At 41.3% G+C, this 14,347-nt stretch carries 9 protein-coding genes; 2 read left to right on the top strand and 7 right to left on the bottom strand.

Annotated elements, in window-relative coordinates; translation table 11 throughout:
• Position 1: 1 nt before the first annotated feature.
• Positions 2-604, bottom strand: coding sequence for a GNAT family N-acetyltransferase (locus tag K7X70_RS07685; RefSeq protein ID WP_222536487.1), 603 nt, complete (start codon positions 602-604; stop codon positions 2-4).
• Between the two features lie 548 nt (positions 605-1,152).
• Between K7X70_RS07685 and K7X70_RS07680 the strand changes: the two genes are divergently transcribed.
• Positions 1,153-2,652 (top strand): acyl-CoA dehydrogenase family protein, encoded by a 1,500-nt coding sequence (locus tag K7X70_RS07680; protein ID WP_222536486.1) that lies wholly within the window; start codon positions 1,153-1,155, stop codon positions 2,650-2,652.
• A gap of 117 nt (positions 2,653-2,769) precedes the next feature.
• Complete coding sequence (locus tag K7X70_RS07675) at positions 2,770-6,747, top strand: Pls/PosA family non-ribosomal peptide synthetase (protein WP_222536485.1); 3,978 nt, start codon at positions 2,770-2,772, stop codon at positions 6,745-6,747.
• Between the two features lie 56 nt (positions 6,748-6,803).
• On the opposite strand, the gene K7X70_RS07670 is transcribed toward K7X70_RS07675, so the two are convergent.
• The 6 genes from K7X70_RS07670 to K7X70_RS07645 form a co-directional block, all read right to left on the bottom strand.
• On the bottom strand, positions 6,804-8,774 hold the full coding sequence (locus tag K7X70_RS07670) for a response regulator (RefSeq protein ID WP_222536484.1): 1,971 nt from the start codon (positions 8,772-8,774) through the stop codon (positions 6,804-6,806).
• Positions 8,775-8,913: 139 nt separating this feature from the next.
• Positions 8,914-10,011, bottom strand: a complete 1,098-nt coding sequence (gene dinB, locus K7X70_RS07665; protein WP_222536483.1) for a DNA polymerase IV — start codon at positions 10,009-10,011, stop codon at positions 8,914-8,916.
• A 97-nt stretch (positions 10,012-10,108) separates the two neighbouring features.
• On the bottom strand, positions 10,109-10,285 hold the full coding sequence (locus K7X70_RS07660; protein ID WP_062547595.1) for a BF3379 family histone-like protein: 177 nt from the start codon (positions 10,283-10,285) through the stop codon (positions 10,109-10,111).
• Positions 10,286-10,498: 213 nt separating this feature from the next.
• Complete coding sequence (locus K7X70_RS07655) at positions 10,499-11,362, bottom strand: sigma-70 family RNA polymerase sigma factor (protein ID WP_222536482.1); 864 nt, start codon at positions 11,360-11,362, stop codon at positions 10,499-10,501.
• 395 nt (positions 11,363-11,757) lie between these two features.
• A complete protein-coding gene (locus K7X70_RS07650; RefSeq protein ID WP_222536481.1) occupies positions 11,758-12,843 on the bottom strand; it encodes a Gfo/Idh/MocA family protein in 1,086 nt (361 codons plus the stop codon).
• Positions 12,844-12,855: 12 nt separating this feature from the next.
• Positions 12,856-14,313 (bottom strand): Gfo/Idh/MocA family protein, encoded by a 1,458-nt coding sequence (locus tag K7X70_RS07645; protein WP_222536480.1) that lies wholly within the window; start codon positions 14,311-14,313, stop codon positions 12,856-12,858.
• Positions 14,314-14,347 lie beyond the last annotated feature (34 nt).

Below are 14,347 nucleotides of genomic sequence, written 5' to 3'. Positions count from 1 at the left end.
ACTAGACCAGTTTACTTTTCAGTAGTTCCCTTTTCCCATCAAACCACTCTGCTTTTAAGATACTCAGCACTGCTGAATCCCTTCTGCTGCCATCTGGGCGATAGCTGTTACTTCTCAATACTCCTTCTAAAGTACAGCCCAGCCCTTTTATGGCACTCATGCTTCGGGCATTCAAACTGTCTAAACGAAACTCAATCCGCTCAAAACCCATTTGCTCAAACACAAATTCAAATAGTAAATACTTGCAGTGCTTGTTCAATCCAGTACCCTGAAAATCCTTGCCATACCAGGTATAACCTAAGGACAGACATTTGCTGGAAAGATCAATATCGTACAAACGGGTAGTGCCCGCATACTGCTGCCTGACCTTATCAAAAACGATATAAGGATAACTTATTCCCTTTTCCCTGGCCATCAATGCCTTTTCAATATACTGCTTCATTGCGCTTTCAGAACCTGCATTCTGCAGAGAATAAGTCCACAAATCAGGCTCATGAATAGCGAAAGTATTCAAATGTTCAGTATCGGATAGCTGTAATGGACGCAGTAATGCATGCTCGTCTTCCAGGGTGTAATCTGTTTCAGGATCAAAAATATATAGCATAGTCAATAAATGTTCGATAAAGCTACGGAAAACTCAAGTGTGTGCTTATTTAAACATTCCAGAACATCCGGATTACCTAGCTTTCCAAAACAAAAAATCGCTAATTATGGGTTAATTTTTGATAAACCTCTTATTCATTTCTTATCAATTTTACAACTAAAAAAGATAAAAAATTATACTATACCTAAATAACTTTCATTGAAAATCGACAATCTCCTTTAGCGCATTCGCCAGCTCTGGTATTTTTTTTTATTTTTAACCTATTAAATACGCATAAACCGTATATTTCGGTACTATCCTGAGCACAATGAAACGAAATTTCGTTTTTATTCCTGCTAAGATTAGATTAAACAGCTGTGTAAGAGGGAATAGGGACCTTCGCATCCATGATAAATCCAACTGATGTGACCACGATCATTTTATAGTTCGCGGGATTGTCATTATTTTGAATTCGATGTTCAGCAAAAATTGTTTATTATTTATAAAGATTCTAGATAAATATTCACTTATTTGCTTAACGATCTTTTTAAAATACTTGTATTCTATATATGACATTAACCGACATCAAGTTTTCTGATTACATCAGAGACTTCGAGCAAACATTGAAACACTTATTTCATGTGCAGGCCGACATTGATCAACTGAGCCTGGAAAGAGGCTTACCTCCTGAAATTCTTAAAGGAATTATGGATCAAAAACCACTTTCCGTAGCAATTCCTACCGAATATGGTGGACGTGGAAGTATCGTTAAAGAATGCCTTGGCCTTTTAGCCGCTGCTTCTTATGAATCACTGCCCCTATCTTTAACTTTTGGGATCAATATTGCGCTTTTCCTGGAGCCGGTTTCAAAATACGCAGATGAATCTGTTAAAAAAGGAATTTTCGACAACTTCCTGGAAAAAGGAAACATGGGTGGTCTGATGATCACTGAGCCTGATTATGGCAGTGATGCCCTAAACATGAAAACGACGAGTAAAATGGTGCCAGAAGGCTACCAGATTAAAGGAACTAAACATTGGCAAGGTCTTACCGGCATGGCTGATTACTGGATCATCGCCGCAAGAAATGCAAATGAAAATGGTGATTTAGGCAGAGATATCGATTTCTTCCTTTGTGATATTACTAAACCGAAACAGCAAATCGTAGTAGAAGAACTTTACGATAATCCAGGTTTATACATGATTCCTTACGGATTAAATCAACTGGATCTTGTAGTCCCTCAAAATTTCAGATTAAAACCGGAAACTACCGGTATCAAAATGATGTTGGATATCCTTCACAGAAGCAGAATGCAGTTTCCTGGAATGGGTATGGGATTTATTAAAAGAATGTTGGATGAAGCTATGCAGCATTGCCGTACCCGCATCGTGGGCGCTGGTAATTTAATGGCTATTGACAATGTTCAATTCCAACTTTCCAGAATTCAATCTGCTTATACGATCTGTTCTGCGATGTGTGCACACAGTAGTGAAATCAGTGGTATTGAGCACAATCTGGCAATGGAAGGATTGGAAGCCAACACCATGAAAGCCGTTGTTACTGATTTAATGCAGGAATCTGCACAGTTATTGGTTCAGCTTTCAGGTGCAAAAGGTTACAGAACCAGCCATATTGGTGGTCGTGGGATTATGGACAGCAGACCTTTCCAGATTTTTGAAGGATCAAATGAAATGCTGTACAATCAAACTGCAGAAATGATTACCCGTGCAATGAAGAAACAAAAACAATCCAACCTTTTTGATTTTCTTGCTGAATTTAAGATCACTTCTCAACCAGTTGCTTATTTTAAAAAGGAATTGTCTTTCCAACTATCTGAAAATCTTTCTCAGCGTAAAATGGTTGACCTTGGTAAAATATTAGCCAGAGTAATCTGCGTAGGCTATGTACTGAAATTAGAAGAAAAAGGATACAGAAAAGACCTGGTTCAAAACTGTATCACGATGGTTAAACAAGAAGTTTCAGCACTTATTGCTTCCCTGCAATACGAAAATAACGTAACTGCAATCGATGATTATTCGAATGGCAGCTCATGGTTAGATTTCGCTTAGATAAACCAATCCTCCTACATATTAGAGACATTCATTTTTTAATGAATGTCTTTTTTGTTTTTAGTGGTTTTCTGAAAAAATTTCGGTTATTTCGATTAATTAAATTTCAGCGTGCTCATGAATTCAAAAAGCATTGTTATTGGCAATATACGTCCCGAATTCACTAGAGACGAGACTATCGGAGATATCATTAGAGCTGCCGTCGCAGATCACCCACATAAAACAGCCTTCATTTTTAATGAAAAAACTTTAAGCTATCGGCAACTAGACCTTTGGAGTGATGCAATCGCCGTTTTTTTAAACGAAAAAGGTATTGGCAGAGGCCATAGTGTAGGCTTATGGTGGCCAAGAAGCATGGAATTACCAGTTGCCATTTTAGGAATAGCAAAGTCTGGCGCCGCTTATGTGCCACTAGACAGAGAAATGCCAGCCGATCGTGTACATACCGTGATGCAGGAAGTTGGCGCATCAGCCTGCTTCAGTGATGCGCTGGATGAAGGATCTTGTCCTGTATTTCGCATTCCAGCTTGCCCGGATTTCAACACAGTTAGTAAAAGCTACCAAATATCCGCCCTTCCAGACGACCGTGCCTATGTATTATATACTTCCGGAAGTACAGGGAAGCCCAAAGGAATTCCCATCAGTCACCGTCAGATTTGCCACCTGATCCGCTCTGAACAGAGTGTGCTTCAGATTCTTCCAGAAGACCGTGTGTATCAAGGCTTCTCTGTCTCATTCGACATGTGGTGCGAAGAAACCTGGATCAGTTTAGCTGCAGGAGCAACCATATGGATCGCTGATGCTACGACAGCTAAGTCTATCGATGAACTAAGCGACATTTTCAGGGCACAAAAGATCACGATTCTTCACGCTGTACCTAGTCTCCTTGCCGTCATAGATGACGCGATCCCTTCGCTTCGCCTCATTAATGCAGGCGGTGAAGCCTGTACCAGTCAGGTGCTGAACCGCTGGAGCAAGCCTGGGTACAATATATTTTACAACAGTTATGGGCCAACGGAAACTACGGTTACCTCTACCATGATTCCCCTCAGACCCGGCGACCCGATTACCATTGGTAACCCACTACCCAATTATAACCTTGCCGTAGTCAATGAACAGTTTGAGCTATTACCTTTCGGCGAACAGGGTCAACTGATCATTTCCGGGCCGGGAGTTTGTGATGGCTATGTTAACCGTCAGGACCTGACTGCCGAAAAATTCCTAAGCAAACCTGATTCCCTGCATGAGCTTCCCGGAGACCGGATTTACCTGAGCGGCGACGCCGTGATCATGCAAGCTGATGGCAGTATCGATTTCCGCGGACGCCTGGATGATCAGGTAAAACTACGTGGGTACCGCATAGAACTTGGCGAGATTGAGGTCAAACTAAATGAACTGGAATCAGTTTCCGCAGCTGCTGTAGCACTTAAAAAAGACGCAAACCAACAGGATCAGCTGATTGGATACGTGACGCTCAAAGCAAATGTTTCATTTAATGACCAGGAGGCCAGAATGGAACTTGCAAAGGTTTTGCCCCCATACATGGTACCTCTGGTACTCGTTGTGATGGATAAAATGCCGCGCCTTCCAAGTGGAAAAATCAACAGAAAAGAATTGCCAGTGCCTCAGGTTTTACTGGAAATTAAGCCGGAAGAAGAAATCCTCCTTCATCCAGATGATGATATAGAAACAAGGGTCATGGCCGGACTAAAGCATCTTTTCCCTGGAAGAATCATCAGTACTGAAAACGATTTTTTCATGGATTTAGGAGGTCATTCTTTGCTGGCCGCCTCTTTTTCTTCCTGGTTGAGAAAAGAAGCAAACATCCCTCAAGCTTCTTTAAAAGATATTTACACCAACCGTCCCATTAGTAAACTGATCCAAACCTGGACCATCGCTGCTGAAAAAGAAAAACTAAATACTCCTAAAGAACAGGAACCTTTCCATAAGATCTCTTCTCTACGGTATTGGATCTGCGGCATCGCTCAAGGCTTTTCATTGCTGATCATTTACGGCCTTTTTGCTGCCCAGATTTTTGTCTCTTACCTGGGTTATTACTATCAGCTGGCGAAAAGTGAAACTGATAAAGGAGATACTTTTTGGGCCATTATTACCGCACTAGTCTTATTTTGCTTCATCGCCCCATTCTTCTCCTTATTGAGTATTGCAATGAAATGGCTGCTCCTTGGGAAAACAAAAGAGGGAGATTATCCACTATGGGGAGCCTATTATTTCCGATACTGGCTGATTAAATCTATGCAACGCCTGGTACCGCTTCAGTTTATGAATGGCACTCCACTTTATCCTTTTTATTTAAGAATGATGGGGATGAAAATGGCACCAGATTCCCAGATCAGCTCCATTACCGTGGGTATGGAAGACTTATTGGAAATAGGCCGCGATGTCAGCATCAGCTCTGGAGTAGTACTCAACAATGTAATTGTAGAAAATGGTCTCCTGAAATTAAGAAAGATCAAAATTGCCGATCATGCCTATATTGGCAGTGGAGCAGTGATTTCTGGAGATACCACCATAGAGGAATGGGGAGAATTACAAGACCTTAGCCACCTGCAGCCGGGTAAACATATCCTGGCAGGAGAAGTCTGGAAAGGCAGTCCTGCTGAGCCAGTCGACAAAAAACTGCCGGAAGAACTTCCTCAGCCCTTGATCGTTTCCGGCTTCAAAAGAAAATGCTTCGGCCTTCTATATACAATCTTACTGATCCTATTTCCAATTGTGATCCTACTGCCTTTACTACCGGTTATCGAATTATTAAGTTACCTCGATAGTCAGGCGCCTGATTACAACTTCAATTATTTCATACACATTCCGATGCTTACAGTGCTGTATCTGATGCTTTATGCACTGGAAACCGTGCTGCTCTCCAGATTATTGCTGTACAAAATGAAACCAGGTACTTATCCGGTTTACGGGTGGATTTATGTTCGGAAATGGTTGTCAGACCAATTAATTTCCACCTCACTCATTGTGCTGCATCCTATGTACGCCACCGTTTATATTTCTTCCTTTTTCAGGATGCTGGGTGCTAAAATCGGGAAAAACACAGAAATTTCTACGGCCAGTAATGTCACCCATACCCTATTGGAAATTGGAGATGAATCTTTCATCGCTGATGCCGTTACCTTGGGGGAAGAGGACATCCGCGGCCAACAGCTGATCCTCGATAAAACACGTGTTGGCAATAGAAGTTTTGTAGGAAACAGCGCCTTGATTCCTCAAGGTTATGAACTGGCAGATGACATGCTGATTGGCGTACTTTCTACACCGCCAACTACAGAACAGCTGCAGCAATCAGATTCAAAAGATTGGTTTGGATCGCCTGCAATTGCCCTACCGAAAAGACAGGACAGTGGAAATTTCCCTGCTGAATTAACCACGAATCCTACCTGGGGAAGAAAAACTGCCCGTCATATTATTGAAGGAATAAGAATTATACTGCCGGAAACTGTAATTATTTGCTGCAGTGTTTTATTCATTGCCTATTGCCATGATTTGGTGAAAGACAGAACACTTTGGCAAATCTTAAAAGAAGCACCGAAAGTTCCTTTTTATTACCTCCTCTACATGGGAGCCCCCGCATTATTGGTGACATTACTGCTCAAATGGACCACTATCGGTAAATTTAAAGCAGAACAGCACCCAATGTGGACGCATAAAGTATGGCGCAGCGAAGCAAATACCACCACTTATGAAGCTTTAGCCGTTCCTTTTCTATTGGAATTCATGAAGGGAACTCCGTTTTTACCTATGGTGCTCAGCCTTTTTGGAGTGAAATTCGGAAAAAGAGTTTGGTTAAACACTACCGACATCACGGAACATGATATGGTGAGTATCGGCGATGACACCGCTTTAAACGAAGACTGCGGGCCTCAAACCCACCTGTTTGAAGATAGGGTCATGAAAGTTGGCTCCGTAAAAATAGGTGCAAGGTGTAGTATCGGTTCCAGATCAATCATTCTATACGATAGTGAGATTGGAGATGACGTGAAACTGGAACCACTTTCATTGGTGATGAAAGGTGAAAAACTAGCGAATGGAACAGCATGGACGGGAAGTCCAATCCGATTAAGCTAAAATTCCATAGCAGCTACTGAAGGGTAGCTGCTATGGATTCTCAGGATGTTCAGAAGTTAATCATGAACACTCACTACCTCTAACAACAACTGATGCATCTCCTCTGGATTGAAAGGTTTCGACAAAACATACTTAATTCCCATATCCCATAATCTTGTTCTTACTTCCTCTAAAATATCTGCGGTAAAAATGATCACCTTTAACTCAGCATACAGCTCCTGCACTTTTTTTGCCAGTTGATAACCATCCATCCCGGGCATATGAAGGTCGATTAAAATGATATCAAAGGTTCTTTCTTTTAAAATTTCCAGTGCACTATGCCCATTATCGGCCTGCTCTGCATGGAGTCCGAATATGCTCAGCTGACGTTTAGCAACCAATAAATTCACCGGATTATCATCTACGATCAACAAACTCAATTCAGGTAAAACAAGCGGTAATGCAACTGCATGATCTGCACTTACCTTATGGTCTGATGGAATACTTATCTTAAAATCGATCTCAAACTCAAAAATCGTCCCTCCATCAGGCTTACTTTTTATAATAATTTCACTCTTAAACAAGTCCACCAGTCCTTTAGTGATGCTCAAACCAAGTCCGGTTCCTTGTTGCTGGCGGTGACTAGCTTGCTGGACCTGATGAAATTTATCAAAAATCAGACTATGGAGGTGCTCAGGGATACCGATCCCTGTATCTTCAATTTTAAAACAAATTCTGACCTCTTCTGCAGACCGTTTGACCAATATTAAATAAATAGAAACATGTCCTGTATTCGTAAATTTAATGGCATTTCCGATCAGATTATTTAAAATTCTACCTAACCTCAGGTCATCTACACTCACTAATTCCGGGATCTGTTCGTCATGATAAAACCGAAGGTCTAAGCCTTTGCTCTCCGCCAAAGATTGAAATTGCTTTTGAATATTACCAACGAAAGTAACCAGTCTAACTTCCGTTTCGACCAGTTCCATTTTCTTATTTTCAATCTTCTCCAGATCCAGAATATCATTTACTAAATTCAAAAGGTGGTTAGAAGAAAAGTTCAGGTGATCAACATATTCTCTAATAAAAGCATCCTGATCAATATCCTGACCCAGGAGATTACAAATCCCTATGATTCCATTTAAGGGAGTACGAATTTCATGACTCATAATGGAAAGAATCTCTGTTCTTTTCCTCGCCACCTGCTCTGCCAGGTTTTTCGCTGCAATAAGCTCTAAAGTTTGATGCTGCAGCTGATCACTCATCTGTTTTTTAGTCGTAATATCTTCTATGACACAGATCAATCGAATTTTGTCCCCAGCATACACTGGGTCAATTTTCTGAAACTTAGCACTATACCAGGCCTTTTTATCTGGATTAAAATCCGGGTAGACACACTCCTGTCGCTCACCACTTTGCAGCAGCTTATTTATACTTTCCATGAAAATATCGGCAAAAGAACCCATCACCTCTACGATTGTTTTGTCAATAAAGAACTCCGTGGGCATGAACAGTTTTTCCGGGTCTTTTACCCAGACTTTTTTGATCACCAGGTATTCATCCAACTCAATGATAATATCATCTAATGAGGTGATGAGCGACTGCAAATGGCCGCCTTGCCGCTCTTGCCTGGTAATTTCGGCCATTGCAGTTAAGTGCACAACCATCCCATTCAGGATAGAGAGGGTAGGCTTGATCAAATGATCATCTGCCGGCGTATACGCAGGTGCAGTTCTAATCAGGTACAGTTTGCTTTCTTTTCCAAAACTATTGCCAATCGGACAAAGTAAACGTTCATATCCTTTGGCCTGCTTTATATCATCATGGGCAGATCGGTTTACCTCAACATCCGCTGCTCCATCCAAATCAATTAGTCCTGCCGCCAAACTTTGTGTAGCGATACATAATTCATGAAGCAATGCTTCCAATACTTGAATCTTGTCATCACCGGAATAATAAGCATGCTGGAATTCAAATAATTTATTCAGAAAAATCAGGTTAGGTTGATATAAATCAGGATCAAGAACATTTGACAAGGATTCCATAGGGCTAAATTTTACATTTGGATGCTAGATCAATTTACATAAATAACCCTAAATCAACTCTTGTTCCGCTGTATATTTGACATCCCCTAACCCATAGGAAATATTATTTACCCAATAACATACCAACCCCTATTTGGAATTAAGGGAAAAGTCTGGGTTGATACCATTCTCCCTGATCTTTATTACTTTTAAAATTCGAGATAGAAACTCCTAGCAGCCTTACTTTTTCGCCCTCTAATTCCGCGGCATCCAGCAAAGACTGAGCAACTTCCACAATCATTGCCAATTCTGTAAACGTTGCCGGGAATGACCTGCTCCTGGTAATCTGCCTAAAATCACTGAACTTAATTTTGATCGTTAACGTCCGGCCAAACAATTGGTAAATGCTCATCCTCTTAAATACAATTCCGGAAATGCGGGCCAGTTCCGAATTCATTTCTTCCAATTCAACGAGGTCATAGGAAAAAGTATCCTCAGCACCGATAGACTTTGTTTCCTGATTTGGCTCTACTTTACGGTGGTCAATTCCACGAACTATTTTGTAAAAAAAATGACCGCTTTTCCCAAACAGATAGACCAGCTCCGCTTCGGTCAGCTTTTTTAAGTCGGCTCCTTTATGTAAACCTCTGATTTTCATCTTTTCTGCCGTCACCTTTCCTACACCATGAAACTTCTCCACAGGTAATGCCGCAATAAAACGCTCTACTTTTGATGGACCAATGAAGGTCAGGCCATCGGGTTTATTCATATTGGAAGCAACTTTTGCCACAAACTTATTGACAGACACACCTGCAGAAGCGGTTAAATTCAGCTCCGTTTTTATGGCTGCCTTAATTTCTTTGGCAATATCAATGGCTGATCCAATTCCTAATTTATCTTCAGTAACATCTAAATAAGCTTCATCAAGGGATAAGGGTTCAATCAAATCTGTATATCGGCTAAATATTTCCCGAATTTGCTGGGAGATCTCTTTATAGACTGCAAACCTGGGATACAGAAAGATCAGATGCGGACATAAGCGCTGTGCTTTTTTGGAAGACATGGCGGAATGTACACCAAAGCGCCTGGCTTCATAATTAGCAGTCGCCACTACTCCTCCCCGCCCATCAGGGGACCCACCAACAGCCACAGCCTTACCTTCCAGTGTAGGGTCATCCCTTTGCTCTACTGAAGCATAAAAGGAATCCATATCAATATGAATAATCTTGCGTGTCGATGGCTGTTCTGAGGGATTCATAAGGCTAAGGCCCTAAAATTAAAAAATAAAAACCTCAATAGCTATAAATGAGAAAGGCCCGCATTAAGCGGGCCTTTCTCATGACATTCAAAGTAGATTACTTCGTGTTTTTCTTTTCAGTCACTTCAGTACGGATGTCCTGAGCAAGGCCTTTTAAATCCTGCATTGCTTTACGTACTCTTGTACCAGCTGCACCGTTACCTGAATTATAAAATTTGTCTGCATCAGCTTCAACGCTTGCAATAAGTTCTTTAAGTTTCGAGAATTTTTCCATGTTTTTCTTTCGTTTAAGATTTTAAATATATGATATAACGCTTTAAAGTTAATAATTATTGGATTTCCACCAAATGAATATTTAAGGATAGCACTCTTTTTTTAAATAATAAGGCACTTTTCTTTAAAAAACCCTTCTAAATGGCTATTTCGTTTAAATAAACAGGCTCATATTTAAACAAATTGAGCCGAAGGCAGTTCAAAAAAAAGCCTATTAATCGAGGTATTCCTTGATCAATTGTGATTTTGGGCTATTGCGCAAAGTTTTCAAGGCCTTATCCTTGAGCTGTCGGATTCGTTCCTTACTCAGGTCAAAAATATAAACCATGTCGTCAAGTGTCGTCTCTTCACAACCATACAAACCATAATAAAGTGTTAAAATCCTTTGTTCCCGCTCAGGTAAAATCACCAGACATCTTTTCAAGTCCTCAGTTAGGGATTGTTTCATGAGCAGGTCATCTACTGGCTCCACACTTTTGGAAGGGATCATATCCATTAAACAAAAATCGTTCTCTACATTCACTGGAGTGTCCAGCGAAATAGACATCACAGAATTGAGCTGATGGTCTATCACCTTATCTACTTTGAAACCTATTTCTTCCGCAATTTCATCAGCAGTAGGACGACGTTCTAATTGCTGCTCCAGCTTTAAAGTGGCTTTATTAATCATGGTATTTCCCACTACCTGATTTCCCGGCAGGCGAACGATCCTTTGCTGATCAGAAATAGCCGTTAAAATCGCCTGACGGATCCACCACACCGCGAAAGATATAAATTTAAAGCCCTTAGTATGGTCGTACCTCTTGGCTGCTTTAATCAAGCCAATGTTCCCCTCACTGATCAAATCAGAAAGCCGAACCCCTTTGTCCTGGTATTTCTTGGAAACAGAAATCACAAATCGAAGGTTTGCATTCACTAATTTCTCCAATGCCACCTCATCTCCTTCTGCAATGCGCATGGCCAACTGGATTTCATCTTCTATTTTTAGTAATTCATATTTCCCAAGTTCATTCAAATACTTCTCAAGGGAATCTCTCTTTCTATTGGTAATACTCTGTGATATCTTTAAAGCTCTCATAAAAATGGACAAATTTGAACTGATAATAGATTTTAAACTGACCTGCGATTCAAACTGAAAAATCCTGGTTCACAAATCAATTAGATAGCTTACATTTTAAGCACGTAATTCATCTTAATTAACCCCCGCAAATAAAGTTCAGGAGCGTTGCTTTACTGCTACAAAAACTAAAACCCCCGCAACAAAAATATTAAAATAATATACACTAAGTGTAAAATATAAAAATATTTATTGCCGATAAAACCCTCAAAAACAACGATTAAAAACCAATTAAGAGTTGTTTTTATAAAAAAACAATACACTAAGTAAAAATAATGATAAAGATTATAATTATTTGTAAAACAAAAAAAGGCCTGCTATCAGCAGGCCCTCAAAAGTTTAATTTTATAAAATTATTAGATCAATTTAACCACATTGCCTGTCCGAACAGATTCATCACTCGCAAATGCTACTCTTAAACTGTTTAACGCATCCTGAGTAGGTACTGTAAGGTCTAAATCTTCCAGAATTGCCCTAAGAAAGTGTCGCTGTTCTCTTTTACACAACTCCAAATGATCTGGTTCGTCTTGTAGGTCGATCCATTCATCCGCCCGGGAAAACTTCCCATCCTGATCCAGATCGGCATAATGCACCTTAATAGATTCCGTTTTCGTATGCGCATCAATCACGTCGGATTTACCCGCAGCCGAAGCTTCCTTTGCCAGAATAGACACTGCCCCTTTTGGTCCAACTACATCCTTTATAAAAAATGCGGTCTCACTCATCATTGGTCCCCATCCCGACTCATACCAACCCACAGAGCCATCCTCAAAACGGATCTGTAACTGCCCGTAATTGTAATTGTCTTCGGGAATATCATTGGTCAGCCTTGCACCAATTGCGCTGACCTGAACAGGCCTGGAGCGTGTCATCTGACACATCACATCAATATAATGCACACCACAATCCACAATCGGACTCAGACTTTTCATTAAATTCTGATGAACATTCCATTTTGCTCCCTGACTTTGCTGATTGAGGTTCATGCGCATCACCAGTGGTTTCCCCATTTCCTGAGAAAGTTCGATAAAACGTGTCCAGGATGGATGATACCTCAGGATATAACCTACCAACAGCTTCTTTCCATATCTTTTCGCCGCATCTGCCACACGCTGTGCCGCTTCTAAAGAATCTGCCAGAGGCTTTTCAATAAACACATGACAACCCTGCTCCATCGCCTTTACCGCAAAAGACTCATGGGTATCGGGATAGGTTGAAATACAAACTGCATCAGGCCTGGTCTCGCTCAAGGCAGTTTCAAAATCATGGAATAAAGGATAACCACCACCTAGTTTTTCATTCAAAACCACCTTGCTATCTCCTCTGGATACGATTCCACAGATTTCAAAACCTGTTAACTGATGATAGGCCATGGCATGGGAAGTTCCCATATTACCACAGCCTACTACTAAAACTTTAATATTATTCGTTTCTAAACTCATTCTTTTAAAAAATTATCCTCCCAAACTCCAGCCCTGACGGTATTCTCTACGCACAAACTGATTCACATCATCAAAGTTAGTCACCCTCAGGTTTTCCTTATCCCAAATCAGCTTGATATCGCGGCCTGGGTAGTCAAATCCGTTGCCACTTTGTCTTGGCTTTTGGATATCTGTACCCCTGATGGCCAGATTTGCAATGAGCAAAGTCTCTGTCAGCGGACCGGCAATTTCAAAAGGAGAACTCAGTTTTTTCTTTCCGTAACCGGCGATACAAGCTTCCGCCCAATCCCAGTAATGTCCGTCCACTCCACCAATCACGCGTTCCACACCTGGTTTCACATGTACCTCCTGATTACGCGACAAAGGCAATAACCTCGGATTCGCACCATAAACATCACACATCATCTTTCCTTTGGTACCTTCAAACAAAACGCCATTTGCACCGAAAGGCTCATTCGCACCTAGTTCTATTGGCCTGCCGGGCTTAATCCCGCCATCCATCCAATGGATCTGAAGGTCATCTTTTGTCTTTTTGGTCTTCTTAAAGGTCATAATGACATGGCTTGAAGGTGGACAGCTATCCGGGAAATATCCCCGTTTAAATTCGTCCACATAAATACTGCCCACACTGCACTGCACATCTATCGGCGTATCCAAACCAAGGATCCGGAAAGGTGGTTCTACCAGATGGCAGCCCATATCCCCTATTGCACCGGTTCCATAATCCCACCAGCCACGCCAGTTAAAGGGAACTAATTTATCGACAAAAGGCTTATAAGGTGCGCTACCAAGCCAAAGATCCCAGTCGAGCTCCTTAGGAACTGATCCGTTTACAGCTGGCCAGGTAATCCCTTGCGGCCAGGAAGGCCTGTCCGTCCAGCAATAGACCCGTTCTACTTTTCCGATCACACCGGCATCTACCCAATCCTGCAGCTGCCTTACACCGTCTCCTGATGAGCCCTGGTTGCCCATTTGGGTAACTACCTGATATTTGTTGGCAGCTTCAGTCAATTTTCTGGCTTCAAAAATATCATGAGAAAGCGGTTTCTCTACATAAACATGCTTGCCGAGCTGCATCGCAGCCATGGCGATCATGGCATGGTTATGATCTGGTGTAGAAACGACTACACCATCGATATGCTTCCCTTCTTTATCCAGCATCTCCCTGTAATCCTTATAGTATTTGGCAGATGGGAAGTTTTTTACGGAATTGGCAGCCCTGCGGTCGTCCACGTCACAGAGGAAAGCAATATCTGCCTTTCCTCCTTTATAGATGTTACTTAAATTACTCTGGCCTTTTCCGCCTACCCCGACACCGGCAACGATCAAACGGTCGCTGGGCGCCAAAAATCCTTTACCACCCAATACATGTCTGGGCACAATCATAAATCCTGCAGCAGCAAGCGCTGTCGTCTTCAGGAAGCTTCTTCTTGAATTATTTCCTGCTGAATGCTTATTATCTTCAGTCATATTTTATTCTTTTAATTCAATGTTAACCTAACCC

Origin of the sequence: Pedobacter polysacchareus, from assembly GCF_019802255.1 — a bacterium.
In the GTDB taxonomy this organism is placed as follows: Bacteria; Bacteroidota; Bacteroidia; order Sphingobacteriales; family Sphingobacteriaceae; genus Pedobacter; species Pedobacter polysacchareus.
This window is presented reverse-complemented; position numbering and strand designations above follow the sequence as displayed.